The following is a 17,231-nucleotide window of genomic DNA, read 5'->3' as shown; positions in this document are numbered from 1 at the left end:
CCCTTACTTAGTCGGCCATCCCGGATTCTGATTCAGCTCATGGTCCATCTGGATTTCATCCGGTGGTATGGGTAACAAGTAATCACGATCTTCATTAAACTTGTAGCCTTCAGGCAAGTACTCTTTCAACGGATCCATCCATCCTTCATTATCTGTCAGTACATGATTCAGTCCTTCTTTCCGCAATGCAGGCGAAAAGCTCAGATAAAGCACACCGTCTTTGCCCAGATAAGCTCCACGTCCGCGTCCTTCCACACCTTTCAACGTTCCGGCTACCCTCCAACGCATCAAGTCATCCAAACGAAAACCTTGCAGAGATAGCTCTGAGCGTCTTTCCCGACGTACCTCCTGCACTGCCGGCGGCAGGCCTTGGAAAGGGAAGTGAGGATCAGCCGCCGGAGTAACATAGGCCACACCGGCTCTTTGACGCAATGGCTTCAATGTTTTCTCTGCCACGCCATCGTTATACAGCCCCAATTCGGCGGCAGCTTCAGCATAACAAAGCAATCCTTCGGCATAGCGGAACATGACATGAGCCGTTTCACAATTGCCGGTTACATAGGTCGTATCAATGCCAAGGCGAGTATGGAACCCGGTCACGTTCTTGTAAATACCATCCCCATTCAAGCGCGGAGATGAAATATCTTTATTCTTTTCCTTTTGTTCTTCTTCGGTACCTGTCTCGTCATACGCTCTCACATTCATCAAGCTATTAGATTTGAACTTACAACCGGTATGCATCACCATGGCCAAAAGTCTTCCGTCACGATCTTTAAATACCTCATTAAAGTCCTTATACTTTTCATCGGTTGGGTCAACCGGCGTACCATCCACATTCAGAAAGTTATCCACCAAAGACTTGGATAGTCCCGAAGGCTTCACATTATCTGTTACTCCACCGCTAAGCTGTTGAGTAACGGTATTGAACACGCCATCAGCTATTGAATATTTTTTCCAAAAAGTCACTTCGCTAATGTTGGAAAGATCGTTTGAATTGAATAGCTCCGAAAAAGCGTCATCTATATTGGTAGCTTTCGGATTGGTTGCTGTCATATGCAAAGTCAGTCCGACCGGGAACAAATATTGATCTCCCCAGTTCATCACTTCCTTAAAAAACTCTTCAGAGTTATCTTCCGTTGCAAAATCAGTTCCTTTGTGATACTTCTCCCACGAACCTTCGTACAAAGCAACTCGCATAGCCAGAATCATGGCCGTTTCTCTGTTGACACGCAATCCACTGTATTTACTGCGGGAATGTAAATTAGCACGAGCCTCCGGTATCAACCCAATAGCCGCTTTCAAATCGTTCAGGATGAAACGGGCTGCATCCGCACGTTTTGTCGCCGGAATTTGCAAACCGCCCAACGTAGCATTGCCATCCCAGAAGTCATCCATAATGGGAATATTACCAAAACGTGTGAGCAGATAGAAGTGCCAATAAGCACGGAAGAAATACGCTTCCCCTCTCAATGAAAGCACTTCGTCCGTCTCGTCCACCTCGGAAACTGCGTAATAATGGAAAAAGTAATTCACCATACGCAAGTTTTTATAGCCTTTATTCCAATCGTCAGAACCACTGAATTGATTATTCTCTCCATTCAGGCGCATATCATACTTTTCCGAAAGGATATTGTCACTGTTCACCTCTTCTCCTCTGACACCAATACCATATTGAGCCGGAGCCGGTAGAGAAGTATACAAATTATTTATATAGCTCTCTACATTCTCTCTGGTTTTCAAGAAATCTTCATTGTTAGGCTGCGTATAGGGTTTACGGTCCAAATAGTCGGAACACGCCGACAACAGTAAGCCTGCAAAAACAGTCAGGATAATTATTTTATTTTTCATGATAGCGTTCCTCTTTAATTAAAATGTAAAATCAAGTCCAAACACGAAATTACGGTTCATCGGATACACCTTTCCGTTACCATTCTGATTTTGAGCCGAGGTAAGTCCCGGAGCAGCCGCGTTACTTCCGCCTGCCCACGCGTTCACCTGATTAAGGGTTTCCGGATCAAACTGATTCGGCAGTTTACTGATGGTAAACAGGTTATCGCATGTAAAGTATACTTTCAGGTTACTTAGTCCAATATTCTTCAACAATTGAGGCTTAAAAGTATAGGATACTGTCAAGTTCTTCATACGCATATATGCCGCATTCAGCATATAGCGGGTAGTATTGTATCCCGTATTGGCATTCGTTGTCTGGGCATCGGTCGTCAGTCGAGGTAGATATCCATTGGGATTCTCGGGACTGAAATAATCGAGATGCTCCTTGAACCATTCTTTACCACCGAATAGGTAAGTACTGGCGGCCATCGGGAAATCTCTCTTGGCAACTCCTTGCAGCAAAGTGGATATTTCAAATCCCTTATATCCTACGTTTAGATTGATACCGAAACTGTATTTGGGAGTGGCATTACCGATAATTTTCAAATCACCATGGTCGGCCAATGTACCCTTACCCGGATCCACTTTACCGTCACCGTCGGAATCAATGTATTTCAAGTCGCCTCGTTGCCACTTGTCGCCGGACTTAAAGAAACTAAGATCTACTTGTCTGAGGTATGCATCCACTTCACGATTGGACAAAAAGAGATCATTCGCTTCATATCCCCAAATCTCACCAACGTCCATTCCTTCATAATATCCTTTATTAGTTGCCAAACCGGTATGATTGTTGTATATCAACCCCTCCGGATTATTATATTTGGTGACAACAGCTTTGTAATTGAATACATTGAATCCTATGCCATAGCTAAAACCACATTTCAACTGGTCCTGCCAGTTTACAGACAATTCCCAACCACGATTACGTAAAGTAGCGTTATTGACCTTCGCACGGTCATCCGTACTAATACCTCCGAGATTCGGAATAGCTTCAGCAGGTCCAATCATGTCGCGCGTGGTACGCTGATAAATATCGGCAGTAATAGACAGTCGGTTATCCAACAACATCAAGTCGATACCTAAGTTGGCATTATCCACCTTCTCCCACGTAATATACGAACTGATCATCTTAGGCGTAGTGGCTAAAGTTCCTTTTTGAGGAGTAGCTTGCACACCGGGCAACAGCCAAGCATTGGGTGAATCGGAGGTCAAACTCTGAATCCCAAGGTAATCGTAGAGTCCCGCTCCGTTCTGATTACCCAAGCGACCGTAAGAAACACGTACTTTCAATTGAGAAACCGGCAGATTCAAAGCTTTGAAATAGTCGGTACGAGAAATGTCATAACCGGCTGAGAAAGAAGGGAACAATCCCCAGCGATTTCCCGGAGCAAAACGGGAAGAACCGTCATAACGTCCACTGAATTCCAGAAAATAAATCTCCTTGTAATTCCAATTCAGTTTAGCGTACATACCCATTGTAGCCCAATGCGTCCGGTCTTCACCTGCCAATACTTGCCCGTTAGCATTCACAAAAGAGAATATATCACTAGTCAGCAATCCGTCTTTATAAGTATAACCATTCGAATTTTCTTGCAGTTCCATCTGGAAACCCGCCATCGCCTTAAAGAAGTGGTCGCCCCAAGCATGTGTGTAGGATGACGATACGTTTGGAGACAGGTAGTAGTTGAAAGTATTACCGCGTGTATAAGAGCCCCAATTAGAGTTTTTCCAGTTCATGCCCGGATATTGATACCCCTGCTTGGTTCCCTTACTTATATCCAACGTTCCGTCAGGCTTTTCAGCAGTGGGATATCCGCGTTTGAAGTCATTGTTTTCCACATCGAAGCGTACTTTCATTTCACCTACAATATCCCAACCTTCCAGCGGAGTAATCGTAGTGGCAAACGACATCGCATCAGAAATTCTGTTCTGCACATAATGCGATTGTTTCAGATAACGGTATTCGGAATTGTCATTATATTCCGACTTTACAGGAAGATGGGTAGGAGAATTCGGAAAGCTGCTTCCGATAGTTCCATAAAAAATGGTCTGGTTAGCCATCGGACGCTTCAGTATATTCAGCGAAAGGTTATTATTGAAATTAAACTTCAACCATTTATTGGCTCGGATCTGAAACTTCGAGTTTACATTGTACTTACTCAAGTTATCGTCCACTTGATCCAGTAATCCTTCCTGGTAAATATATCCCAAACCTACGTAATAATTAAATTTATCAGAACCTCCCGTTACGCTCAGATTATGAGAATGACGGATGGAAGCTTTTTTAAAGTAGTAATCATACCAGTCGGTATTGGCATACACAGCATCTTTAGAACCTGCCCAACCGGTACCGTCCGCATTAGGTCCTATGCCCGGGAACTTTTCCGAATAAGGATTCTCCATAAAGCCCTGCATCTTTTCGATGAGCGCATCAGGAATCGAGTGTTTTACTCCATCGTTATCATCTCGTTCGTTCAGATAATTGGCAAATTCAATAGAATTCATCATTTGGGGCATATTAATAGGAGAACTGAATCCTACAGTACCACTGTATGATATACGTGTTTTTTCCTTTTTACCACTTTTGGTAGTGACGATAACCACACCATAGGCGGCACGTGCACCATAAACGGCAGCAGCAGAAGCATCTTTCAAAACACTGATGGTTTCAATGTCGGCAGGATTCACATTCTGCAAACTTTGCTCCACTCCGTCTACCAATACATAAGGTTCGCCTCCATTGATAGAACCGATACCACGAATATTGAATTTAATTTCGGCACCGGTCTCACCGCCTACCCCATTAGCAACCGCATCAGAAGAGAAGTTTAAACCGGCTACATTACCCTGAAGGGCACTCGTGAGGTCAGTAACCGGACGGTTGACAATAGCATCGGAACCTACAGTAGCCACCGCCGCCGTAATGGTGCTTCGTTTCTGTTTATCCATACCTACTACTACCACTTCATCCAAGACTTTTGTATCCTCTTTTAACGTAAATCGGTTGCCTTCTGCTTTTGTCACCTTTATTTCAAGGGGAGTAAAACCGACATAAGAAATAACCAATGTGTTACCTACTTTCCCTTTCACGGAAAAGTTACCGTCAATGTCAGTCAGCGTCCCATCTTTAGAACCTTTCACCATCACTGTGGCGCCGATAATGGTTTCACCTTTATCATCTACCACTTGTCCTTTTATCATTTGTTGCTGTGCCAACGCACTCAAAGGAAAGGATAGCAGGAGTATCAGAAACAGAATCAAAAATTTCTGTACTCGCATGAACTTCTTTTTTTCCATAATATTGTATTTGATTAATTTAGATTCTCTTTTATTCCGTCGGATTCGCATAATATTCAAACTCTTCTTTTATGGCCTTCAACAAAGACTTATTATTGGTTACGTCAATATCCGTTGCCAAATCCCAACTCATAATACCTGCAAAGCCTTCTTCACACACATATCTCGCTTTCTTGCGAATCGTTTCTACACTGTTGAAAGTATATGTATTTCCTTTATATGTATATGTATCCTCAATCGTAGTAGCCAGACCGTCATTCACGAAATCATAATAGGCAGCAATCAGACTACCCGTAGAACCATAGAAAGGGACTCCCATCACTAGTTTATTCTTAGGAATTCCATATGTTATAGCCATTTCTCCATCTTTTACAAATTGCTCATAAGGAAAACGCATCACTGCAGGGCCATAACATTGATAAGAGATAAAATCCAGTGCATCAATAGCTTCCGGAGATATTTTAAAAGAAACCGGATGCAAAGACGCAGTGAAGTAAACATACTTTCCTAATGTAGAACGCATTTGGATAACTGTTGCACTATAATTATTAAATTCATTCGTATTTGTAGGCCATTCAAAATCAAAATCAACTCCATCAAAATCATATTGTTCGATAATCTTCTTCACCTCGGAAGCAAATCTTGTGCGAGCAGTGGCATCAGCCATCATCTTTTTCCATTCTCCACCGGCAATGCCCAAGCGCAATCTTCTATCTCCCTGTTGTCCCTGTAAAGCGGTACGTATATTATTCAAACGCCCCAGCCAGGAATGTGAATCCTTGCCAGGTTTCGTGGCATCATCGTATTTCCAGTAAGCAAGTATTTTGGAATTATTCCAATTGTCAAAGGTGATAGGATTTCTACCTGATGTACCTACTACCAGACTGCTTACAAAAGTTTCATCTAAATAACCTTTAAATTTATCTCCAATCAAAAAATCAGTACGTGTATTAGGTACTTCATTAGGGAGAGCACCTACAAAACTTATTGCAGTATTGTTTGTATCCACATAAAGTTTCGCCGTTCCCTGTTCATAAGTCAGCCCAATATAGTGCCAGCCTGTTGCCAGATCAGGAGTGGTAACGGTTGCAACCGAACTTCCAATAGACAGTTTCAAACTATTAGCTGTCGCACCCATTTGAAAAGCAATGATCGTGGAGTTTCCATCCATTTTCTTAAAGAGAAAAGCTCCGTCCACCCATTCACTTATATATATATAGGTACCAAAGGTGAATTTATTAAAGGCCCCATCAGCAGAGTGAAGTAATCCATCACCACCATTCATAAAACTTGTTCCTTCAAATTTAACCACTCCATTACGACCTTGAAAAGTGCCTGTATGAGATACGTTTGTCATCGTCGCATCATTCAACGGCAATTCAAAAGCTACCTCACCATTTGCATAAGGACGCGCTGCCAAATAAATCAAATCCGTACAAGCACCCATACTGGCTGCCGAAATACGGTTTATTTCAAAAAAATCCCCCCGAATGTAAGAGCAATTAATGAATGATTTTACAGTAGGATCATCCGGTTCTTCCGGTTCACCAGGTTTTCCTGTGATTGCACCTTCAGGAGGAGTACCAGTTGGAACGTCTACCCATTTTGTGTCTTTACAAGCTGTCAACGTTCCAAAAAGGAAGAGACAAAGAAATAGGAATTTGTTTCTCATAAATTTAATAATTAAGATTAGCTTTATTTAATAATTGTGCTGTCCCTTTTGACAATCACGATCACAAATGTAGGCTATATTAAAGGCAAAGAATGTTCTATTTTAGCTACGATTCTTCCAAATTTGTCTAAAATCGTCCATTTCATCGATATATCTAAACATCATAGACATTGTTGGACATCTTACGAATCAAAAAAAGAAAGCGGAAGTATTCATTCCTGAATATTCCCGCCTCTTTTATATTTTATCCTAATATAACTACAACAATTTTCCTACGAAGATATATTATAGGTTTTCTATATCAGAAGATTGAAGACCCGTGTATTTGATAATTGTATCAATGGATATTCCGTCCTCCCTCATCTTTCGAGCAATTTCAATTTGCTTCTTTTGCTCTCCTTTCTCCATCCCTTTCTCCATTCCTTCCTTTATTCCTTCTCTTATCCCTTCCTTTAGCCCTTCTTTCATCCCTTCTTCAGCCGCTTTTCTCCGCATCTCTTCGTTTTTGCGCCGTTCATCCTCCTCTACGATTTGATTGACTCTATATCGATCTAATGCCTTATCATAAGCGATACGATTTTCTTCCGAAAGATCGGCAACTGCTGCCAATCTCGCCAGATGTTCAAACACTTGTTCTTTAATTGATTGATCACAACCATGAAAGCCAACAACAAGATTAGAACGACGTGAGTATAATGTTTCTTTCATCTATAAATTTTGGTAAGTTCACCTGATTTAGAGACTATTCCAGCTTTTTTTAGAAAAGATTGGGCATTCCTTTTATTAGCTGTAATTTTCTTCACTACCTCAACTCTAAGTTCTTCCCGAGTTTTTATTTTCTTTGTAGCAGTCATTATATACCTCCTTTCTTGTACAAAGATAACTATTTAAATCCATAAACATAAAAAACAATCCCAAACTTTACGGATTTATAGCCTTTTATAGTAAGCCGTCTCCCTTTCAATTCCTCCAAACAAACAAGAGAAATGTTCTATTTTTCAGATTAAGAAAGAAAACAAAACTATTGAAGATGGTAATCCGGAATTAAAAGCATCCATATTATCACATATATATGCATATTACTACCACAATACAGCATATATTTTCAGATGATATGCGTTTTCTTTAAAGAAATAAATGATTTTCCTCGGTGAGCAATAAGCCATTCCTCGGTGAGGAACACATCCTTCCTCACCGAGAAAGCCTTCCATACTCACCGACCAAGTTATAAAAGCCCTCGGAAAAGCCTGTTTATAGGCTAGTTCATCATCATATACGCACCAAAAAAGAATGATAAAACAAACTACATACGGGCAAACAGTAAGCATATAGATAGCAATACAGAGGAATTATTTATTTTTAGACAGGAATTATCCAGGATAACAAACAATCCTACATTCTTTCATCCAAAATGCAGAGCGTTTTTTCCTTCACCACAAACAAGTGACTGATATATTAAAAACAGAAAGAATAGAATATACCCTTTTTCAGATCAGCACATTTCTAATCCCATCCTTTCAACAACCATACTCTTTCAGAGTCTGCATCAACTTCGCGCCATTGATCGGCTTCACCAGATAATCATCACAACCGGCTTTCAACGCAGCTACCCGGTCAGCATCAAAGGCATGAGCAGTCAGGGCGATAATTGGAATTTCAGCATTGAACTTCCGGATCTCCGAGGTTGCAGTACGTCCGTCCATAACAGGCATCTTCATATCCATCAGTACCAAATCCACCGGTTGGGTACGGACAATCTCAACTGCCTCCAGTCCATTCGGTGCGTGTAACAACTGGCATTTGTTTTTCAAGATAGAAGATACCAAAAAGAAGTTACTTTGTATATCTTCAACGACCAGTACTCTTTTAGGTACTTTTTTTGTTTCTTCGGAGTCAAGAATATTTTCTTTATTCGCATCCTTCTCATTGTTCCGACGTGAAGAAGTCGGTTCGCTGTTAACCGATTCGAACTGGCATGGCAAAACCGCCCAAAATAAAGACCCTTTATCAAATTCTGACTCAAAGCCTATCTCTCCTCTGCAAGCCTCAACAATGGCTTTACAAATGGACAATCCCAATCCGGTTCCCTGTGCAAATTCATCCAGTTTCTCAAAACGATGAAATACTTTATCTTTTTTATCCTCCGGTATGCCGATACCTGTATCGCGAACGTAAAGACGAATATTTTCGTCTATCTTCTCATACCCCATTTCAATAGTTCCTTTGGAGGTATATTTGATAGCATTAGTTACAAAGTTAGTGAGAATCTGCGCTAACCGGTTTTTATCCAAACGAACGGTACAGGCTTCATAAGGATTCACGGGAACTAACCGAACCTGCGGATTTACTACACGACGATGCATCGAAGCAGCTAATTCGTTGAAATAAACAGCCAAATCAAAATTTTCGTATTTCAGTTCTACCGAGCCGGCTTCTATTTTCGAAAGATCCAGTATGTCGTTAATCAGCTTCAAAAGCAACTCATTGTTGGCATTGATAATCTGAATAAATTCTTCTTTTTCTTCTTGATCTTCCGTCACCATCAATAAGTCGGAAAAACCAACGATAGCATTTAACGGTGTACGAATTTCATGGCTCATATTTGCCAGAAAGGCGGATTTCAACTTATCGGATTGTTCAGCGCGGCTCCTTGCCTTTTCAAGTTCACCAATCATGTGCTGCCGCTCGGTAACATCATCTACACGAATCACGACACCGTCAACATCTCCCTGTTCATTAAATATGGGAGTAGCAAAGACTTCTATGACATGCTTGTTATCCAGATTAAACAAGATAGACTCTACCTGACCGGATTTCTGGGCACGTTGCATCACACAATTCTCACAAGGAGTGGTGCGATTATGGGCTGTCAGATAGCAAGGTTCTCCTTTTTTGTAAGCCTCATAAGAAAGGCTTTTACTACAAAGCGAGATATTCTCCCATTGTACGATATAGTCGTTCGCAATATATGCCAATCCCGAATTAATATTGTTCAATACCAATTCATTCTGACGAATCAAATGGATCATTCTTTGTTCGCTCTCAAGAAGTTCTTTTTTCGAACGCACAACCTCTTCGTAAAGATTGTCATATTTGTTTTGCCACAAAACACGTTCGGTGATATCTTGAGTTATCACCATATAATTGGTAATTTCAGACTTATCATTATGTACAAAAGAAACGGTAATCTCGAAGAATTTTATACCGGACAGATTAGTAGGAAAAAGACGGCACAAGTCATCAAAATCATATTTTGCCATGAAACGCACTGTTTCTCCTTTTCTGATCTGTTCCTTGATTTCATCAGAGAAACTGGTGTAGTTGAATAGATTATAGCCCAAAATATCCTTTTTGTCTTTTATCCCCATTGATCTCAACCGTGAATAATTGACATCTATCATGAGACCGTCCTTATCATACAATTCCAAGCCTACAGACAAGTCATTAAAGATATTATGCAATAAGTTATCAGCTATCCCATTTACCAAAGTCTGTTCCATGCAGCAAAATTTGTATAGTATTACAATATTGATTGTTTATCCAAGCAAAGTTACTTTAATATTTTGTTACATAGAAAGAAAGAGGCCTTTTAGCCTCTTTCAGTATCTTTATTTCGCATTTTGGTATAAGAAGCCTTCTGCTTTCGCTAATGTTTCCGGTTTGCCTATATCAATCAGATGCAACTTTTCTGTCAAGTAACCACCATAGTTTACTTGCCGGCAAGTGGCAAGATAGAAATCCATGATAGAGAATTTTCCATCCCATGAGGGAGAGGTCATCCATTGAAAAATAGCGGGCGAAAGTACATGGATGCCACTGAATGCATATTCCCGATAAAGGGAAGAATCATACTGAAAACCTTCCGGTTTCACTTGTTCCGTATCCTTGTTTATCCATCCGCAAAGTCTCTTATCTGTATCAAAAAGAAGATAGCGGGAGGTTTTACGTTGGCTGGCCAGTAAAGTGGCAACAGCACCGCTTCGTAAATGGTAGTCATATAATTCTTTCAGATTCACGTCTGAAAGAATATCGACATTGTGTATCAGGAAAGGCTCATCGGAGTTTTCAAAGAAAGAACGGGCTTTCTTAATTCCCCCACCGGTGTCGAGCAACAGATCGCGTTCATCGGAAATATGTATGATAAGCCCAAAATTCTCATTGGCTTCTAAGAAATCAAGTATTTGTTCGCCAAAATGATGGATATTAATCACTATTTCTGTGAATCCGGCAGCTTTCAGTTTTAAGATCACATGTTCCAACATCGGATGTCCGGCTATGGGAACCAAAGCCTTCGGCATGGTATCGGTGAGCGGCTTCAGCCGGCTACCCAAACCGGCTGCAAATATCATTGCTTTCATTCTTTCGGTTACTTTCTTCTTTAATATTTACTCTTCTTAGATTGTTGCCTCAAACGTATGTTCGATATTCTGTTCCCGATGCACCAGTTCGACTTTCACACCAAATTTCTGATTCAGGTGCTCTGCCAGATGCTGGGCAGAATAAACAGAACGATGCTGTCCGCCGGTGCAACCGAAGCAGACGGACAAATTGCTGAATCCGCGTTCCATATAACGTTGCACGGAGGCATCCACCAAAGCATAGACATGATCGAGGAAACGGAGTATTTCTCCATCTTCTTCCAAGAAAGTGATTACAGGTTCATCCAGTCCGGTGAAAGGTTTGTAACGCTCATACTTACCGGGATTATTCACGGCGCGACAGTCGAATACATAACCTCCTCCATTGCCGGTAGAGTCATCAGGAATTCCTTTCTTATAGGCAAAACTCATTACTTTGACGGTTAACTGCCGCTTTTTCAGATCGTCCGTAAATTGTTTCAGTCCGGTAAGCTCTCGCAAAACGTTACAGAGATACGGATATTCCGGATATTCTTCTTTCAACAATTCACGCAGGTTTTCGATGGCATAAGGAACACTTTGGATAAAATGCGGTTTCTTTTCAAAGTAACCACGGAAACCATAAGCTCCCAGCACTTGCAGCGTACGGAAAAGGACAAAGTGACGAAGCTGGCTATAAAAATAGGATTCGTCAATCGGTTGGTATTTGCGAAGAGCTTCCATATACTCTTGCAGCAGTTCTTTACGAAGACTATCGGGATATTTCGCTTTCGCTTGCCACAGGAAAGAGGCTATGTCATAATAGAACGGGCCTTTGCGTCCGCCCTGAAAGTCGATAAACCATGGTTCGCCATCTTTTATCATCACATTACGGCTCTGAAAATCACGATACATAAAAGTAGCGGAAGAACTACGAAGCAAGACATCACTCATTTTCTGGAAATCATCTTCCAGTTTATCCTCCTGAAACTCCATACCGGTAGCTTTCAGGAAGCAATATTTAAAGTAATTCAAATCCCACAAAATGGAACGTTGATTGAACTCCGGTTGAGGATAACAACGGGAAAAATCAAATCCATCGGCCCCGGCAAACTGAATGGCAGGAAGCAAACGAATCGTTTTGCGAAGCAACTCTTTTTCCTCTTCTGAAAAGACGCTGGTAGCACGTCCTTTCTCTATGGCATGGAACAACAGAGTATCGCCCAAATCCTCCTGCAAATAATAGGTCTTATCTTCCGAAACGATGCGCACTTCGGGAACAGGCAGTCCACATTTGTGGAAGTGTCCTGCCATATAAAGAAATGCTTCATTCTCATCGATAGAAGCTCCGTAAACTCCAATCAATGTTTCTATACCCGTCAGCCGAAAATAACGGCGGTTGGAACCGGAAGACGGTAATTCTGTTATGTTTTCAGCGGGAACGCCCGTATATGACTGATAAAGTTTCTGTAGTTCTTCGGTAATCATAGTCGTATATTTTCGAGCAAAGATAGAGAATCTAGCTAAATAATACTATCTTCCCGCTGATAAAAACCGGCTACTTTACCTAATCTGCTGTGTACAGGCCTTTACTTCCAATAAGCCGGTTATTTAAAAAAGTTGTTGGAATGGCTCCCTATGAATATAAGATGAAGAATTAGCAATTCTCATTGTATTCAAGGATTTTCAGTGCAGAGATTAAAGATTTTCAGTACAGAAATTTATAATAGTTTATGCAGTCGAGTAGTCATCCCCTTATAAGGTGACAATAATCATTTTGTAAAGTGATAAATAGCACCCTATAAGATGACTATTATCCCATTACAAGGGGACAACTTATCTTTAGAAGGACGGAAAGCTTTAAAGATACAAAATTAAATAGAAAAAAGCAACTATATATAACTCTTTTACCTGAAGGAATACAAAATAAGTTTGCTTTTCAACAAACATTCATCCGAATGTATTATCTTTGTTTTAGTTTAACTGACCTAATCTCATGAGAAGAAAGACCTTTTTACTACTATGCATCGCATTTATCGCACTGTTTATCGGCATCTCCCCTCTTCAAGCCGGTCATTATTACTATAAGCAAATCTCACTAAAAGACGGACTGCCTTCTACCGTACGATGCATCTTAACGGATGAACAAGGTTTTGTATGGATTGGAACCCGCTCCGGACTGGGACGATATGACGGACATGAACTTAAAAAGTATGTCCATCAGTCAAACAACCCTCATTCCATTCCTCACAATTTAATCTACCAGCTGATAGAAGATGTACAAAACAATATATGGATTCTGACAGATAAGGGAGTGGCACGTTATCAGCGGCAAAGCGATGACTTTCTTATACCGACTGATGAAACAGGAAATAATATCATCGCCTATTCCGTCTGCCTGACTGATGATGGAGTGTTATTCGGTTCGAAAAATAAAATCTTTTTCTATAATTATCAGGATGCCACTTTCCGCCTCCTGCAAACGTTTGACCTAGAGCCCAATTATAATGTGACTCTGCTAAGTCTATGGGATAAACGAACATTACTTTGTTGTAGTCGCTGGCAAGGACTACTCCTGCTCGACCTGAATACCGGAAAATGCCGCCGTCCTCCTTTCGATTGCGGAAAGGAAATAATGAACGTACTCATAGACTCACAAAAAAGAATCTGGGTAGCCCCTTACAACGGAGGGCTGAACTGCCTGACACACGACGGTAAACTACTGGCTACATATACTACCCACAACTCTTCTCTAAGTAACAATGTTGTACTAAGTCTCGCCGAACGGGAAGGAGAAATCTGGATTGGAACAGACGGAGGAGGCATTAATATTCTCGACCCGGAAACCGGACATTTTTCTCTGCTGGAACATGTGCCCGGAAGTGACAACTATTCACTTCCCGCCAACTCTATCTTATGCCTATACAACGACTACAACAACAATATATGGGCAGGCAGCATCCGCAACGGACTAATCAGCATCCGGGAAGTTTCCATGAAAACATATACAGACGTACCACCCGGCAACGACCGGGGACTTAGCAACAATACCGTTCTAAGTCTTTTCCAGGAATCTCAAGATCAAATCTGGGTAGGCACGGACGGAGGAGGTATCAACAACTTTAATCCGCTCACAGAGAAATTTACTCATTATCCCTCAACCTGGGAAGACAAAGTTGCCTCTATTTGTCAGTTTACTCCCGGTAAATTATTAATTTCTATTTTCTCACAAGGAGTATTTATTTTCAATCCGGCAACTGGAGAAAAACAACCTTTCACCATTGTCGACGCTGAAACAACAGCACTCTTATGCAATCGAGGCAAGGCTGTAAATCTACTCCGGAACACTCATCACAGCATTCTGTTCCTTGGAGAACATATCTATATATATGATTTGAATACACGTACTTTCAGTACCGCTATAGAACAGGAAGAACAAGATATTATCGGTGCTCTCCTGCCAATCGGCAATTATAGGAACACCACTTATCTAAATGATACGAAGCACATATATGAACTGGACAACCATACAAACCGGCTGAAAGCCCTATACAGATGCTGGAAAGACACGACCATCAACTCCGTTTCAAGAGACGAAGAGGGAAACTTCTGGATTGGGAACAATTACGGATTGGTACACTACAATCCCGCCACCAAAATACAGACTCCGATCCCGACCTCTCTATTTAGTGAAATCACTTTGATCGTATGCGACCAGCAAGGAAAAGTATGGATAGGAGCTGACAGCATGCTTTTCGCTTGGCTTATCAAAGAAAAAAAGTTCGTTCTATTCGGCGAATCAGACGGCGTAATCCAGAACGAATATCTTTCCAAACCCCGCCTGTTAAGTATGCAGGGAGACGTCTATATGGGTGGAGTAAAAGGTTTACTGCACATTAACTGCAAAATACCATTAACAACTTCTGAACTTCCCCAACTCCAATTATCCGATGTCATCATCAATGGAGAATCCGTGAATAACGAATTAACCAATCGACCAACAGGGATCTCCGCTCCCTGGAACAGTAATATCACTATCCGGATCATGTCGAAAGAGAAGGACATTTTCCGACAGAAAGTGTACAGATACCAGATAGAAGGGCTGAATGACCAGCAAATCGAATCGTACAATCCCGAACTGGCTATACGTTCACTTCCTCCGGGAAGTTATAAGATTATGGCTTCATGTACAGCTAAAGATGGCAGTTGGATTCCCAGTCAGGAAGTACTGGAACTAACCATTCTCCCTCCCTGGTATCGGACATGGTGGTTTATTCTTAGCTGTACCGTTCTTACTGCTGCCGCTATTATTGAAACTTTCCGAAGAACTCTAAAGCGTAAGGAAGAAAAACTGAAATGGGCAATGAAGGAACATGAACAACAGGTATATGAAGAAAAAGTACGTTTCCTTATTAATATCAGTCATGAGCTGCGCACACCTTTAACGCTCATACACGCACCGCTTAGCCGGATACTGAAATCGCTTTCTGCCGAAGATACACAATATTTACCTATAAAAGCAATCTATCGCCAGTCACAGCGAATGAAAAACCTTATTAATATGGTACTCGATGTACGCAAAATGGAGGTTGGGGAAAGTAAATTGCAGATACAGCCGTATGCTCTCAATCAATGGATTGAACATGTATCCCAAGATTTCGTCAGCGAAGGTGAAGCTAAAAACGTCCGTATCCGCTATCAGCTTGACCCACAGGTCAATACTGTAAGTTTCGATAAAGATAAGTGTGAGATTATTCTAAGCAATCTGCTTATCAATGCCTTGAAACACAGTCCACAAGATGCAGAAATAACAATTACATCGGAGTTGCTTTCCGAGAAAAATAGCGTACGTATCTCCATCATTGACCGGGGAAACGGATTGAAACAAGTAAATACACAAAAACTCTTCACCCGTTTCTATCAAGGTACAGGAGAGCAAAGCGGCACAGGTATCGGATTATCTTATTCCAGGATTCTGGTAGAACTACACGGAGGCTCCATCGGTGCACGGGATAATCAGGAAGCTGGTGCAACATTCTTCTTTGAACTACCCTTGAGACAACAATCGGAAGAGATCGTCTGTCAGCCGAAGGCATATCTGAACGAATTGATGAACGATGATAGCAAAGAACAGTTACCGGAGGAAAATACGTTCGATACGAGTCCTTACAGTATTCTAGTGGTGGATGACAATCCGGATTTGACGGATTTTCTGAAAAAGTCACTGGGAGAATATTTCAAACGGGTAGTGATTGCTTCCGATGGTGTGGAAGCCCTTCAACTGACCAGAAATCATGCTCCGGATATTATCGTCAGTGACGTGATGATGCCGAGAATGAATGGATATGAACTTTGCAAAAATATAAAGGAAGATATTACGATCAGTCACATTCCTATCATTCTGCTGACAGCAAGAGATGATAAACAAAGTCAGTTGAGTGGCTACAAGAACGGGGCGGACGCTTATCTGACTAAGCCCTTTGAGATAGAAATGCTAATGGAAATCATTCGCAACCGATTGAAAAACCGCGAATCTATCAAGAAAAGATATTTGAATACAGGATTAGTCCCTGCGCCGGAAGAGAGCACTTTCAGCCAGGCAGATGAAACATTTCTGCTGAAACTGAATAAAATTATTCAGGAACATCTGGATAGCAGCAATCTGGACGTCACTTTTATCTGCAAGGAGATAGGTATGAGCCGGGCTTCCCTTTACAATAAGCTAAAAGCTCTGACCGATATGGGAGCCAATGATTACATTAATAAATTCCGGATGGAGAAAGCGATCACATTAATCACCAGTACGGACATGTCGTTCACGGAAATTGCCGAGAAGGTCGGCTTCACTACTTCACGCTATTTCAGTACGGCTTTCAAACAATATACAGGAGAAACGCCAACTCAATATAAGGAGAAGAGAAAACAGGAACGGAAAAAAGAGTAATGAGCAGCTACCCGAAAAAACAAATATTCTTTAGGCACGGAATTCTAAGACCTGAGCAAATAATCCGTGCCTAAAAATTTTAATATACTGC

The 17,231-nt window shown here is 41.3% G+C and carries 8 protein-coding genes; 1 reads left to right on the top strand and 7 read right to left on the bottom strand.

What is annotated here, in order from left to right; translation table 11 throughout:
* Positions 1 to 3: 3 nt before the first annotated feature.
* From N5O98_RS19785 to N5O98_RS19755, 7 genes are all read right to left on the bottom strand, one after another.
* On the bottom strand, positions 4 to 1,848 hold the full coding sequence (locus tag N5O98_RS19785) for a RagB/SusD family nutrient uptake outer membrane protein (RefSeq protein WP_004311431.1): 1,845 nt from the start codon (positions 1,846 to 1,848) through the stop codon (positions 4 to 6).
* An 18-nt stretch (positions 1,849 to 1,866) separates the two neighbouring features.
* The gene (locus tag N5O98_RS19780; RefSeq protein ID WP_004304364.1) at positions 1,867 to 5,187 is read right to left on the bottom strand and encodes a SusC/RagA family TonB-linked outer membrane protein; all 3,321 of its coding nucleotides are present in this window, start codon (positions 5,185 to 5,187) and stop codon (positions 1,867 to 1,869) included.
* Between the two features lie 31 nt (positions 5,188 to 5,218).
* Positions 5,219 to 6,859 carry a glycosyl hydrolase family 18 protein gene (locus N5O98_RS19775; RefSeq protein ID WP_004304365.1) on the bottom strand — a complete coding sequence of 547 codons (1,641 nt, stop codon included), beginning with the start codon at positions 6,857 to 6,859 and terminating at the stop codon, positions 5,219 to 5,221.
* Between the two features lie 285 nt (positions 6,860 to 7,144).
* Positions 7,145 to 7,567 (bottom strand): hypothetical protein, encoded by a 423-nt coding sequence (locus N5O98_RS19770; RefSeq protein WP_008648815.1) that lies wholly within the window; start codon positions 7,565 to 7,567, stop codon positions 7,145 to 7,147.
* A gap of 809 nt (positions 7,568 to 8,376) precedes the next feature.
* A complete protein-coding gene (locus N5O98_RS19765; protein ID WP_118161347.1) occupies positions 8,377 to 10,359 on the bottom strand; it encodes a hybrid sensor histidine kinase/response regulator in 1,983 nt (660 codons plus the stop codon).
* Positions 10,360 to 10,467: 108 nt separating this feature from the next.
* Positions 10,468 to 11,217: a nucleotidyltransferase family protein gene (locus N5O98_RS19760; protein WP_004311428.1), complete on the bottom strand. Its 750-nt coding sequence runs from the start codon at positions 11,215 to 11,217 to the stop codon at positions 10,468 to 10,470.
* Between the two features lie 36 nt (positions 11,218 to 11,253).
* Positions 11,254 to 12,684, bottom strand: a complete 1,431-nt coding sequence (locus tag N5O98_RS19755; RefSeq protein WP_004300822.1) for a RapZ C-terminal domain-containing protein — start codon at positions 12,682 to 12,684, stop codon at positions 11,254 to 11,256.
* 508 nt (positions 12,685 to 13,192) lie between these two features.
* Between N5O98_RS19755 and N5O98_RS19750 the strand changes: the two genes are divergently transcribed.
* The gene (locus N5O98_RS19750) at positions 13,193 to 17,140 is read left to right on the top strand and encodes a hybrid sensor histidine kinase/response regulator transcription factor (protein WP_004300823.1); all 3,948 of its coding nucleotides are present in this window, start codon (positions 13,193 to 13,195) and stop codon (positions 17,138 to 17,140) included.
* Positions 17,141 to 17,231: the final 91 nt, after the last annotated feature.

This window comes from Bacteroides sp. LFL-34 (assembly GCF_027257075.1).
GTDB classification, from domain to species: Bacteria; Bacteroidota; Bacteroidia; order Bacteroidales; family Bacteroidaceae; genus Bacteroides; species Bacteroides ovatus.
The sequence above is the reverse complement of the archived record's forward strand: the minus strand, read 5'-3'. Positions and strand labels throughout refer to the sequence as shown.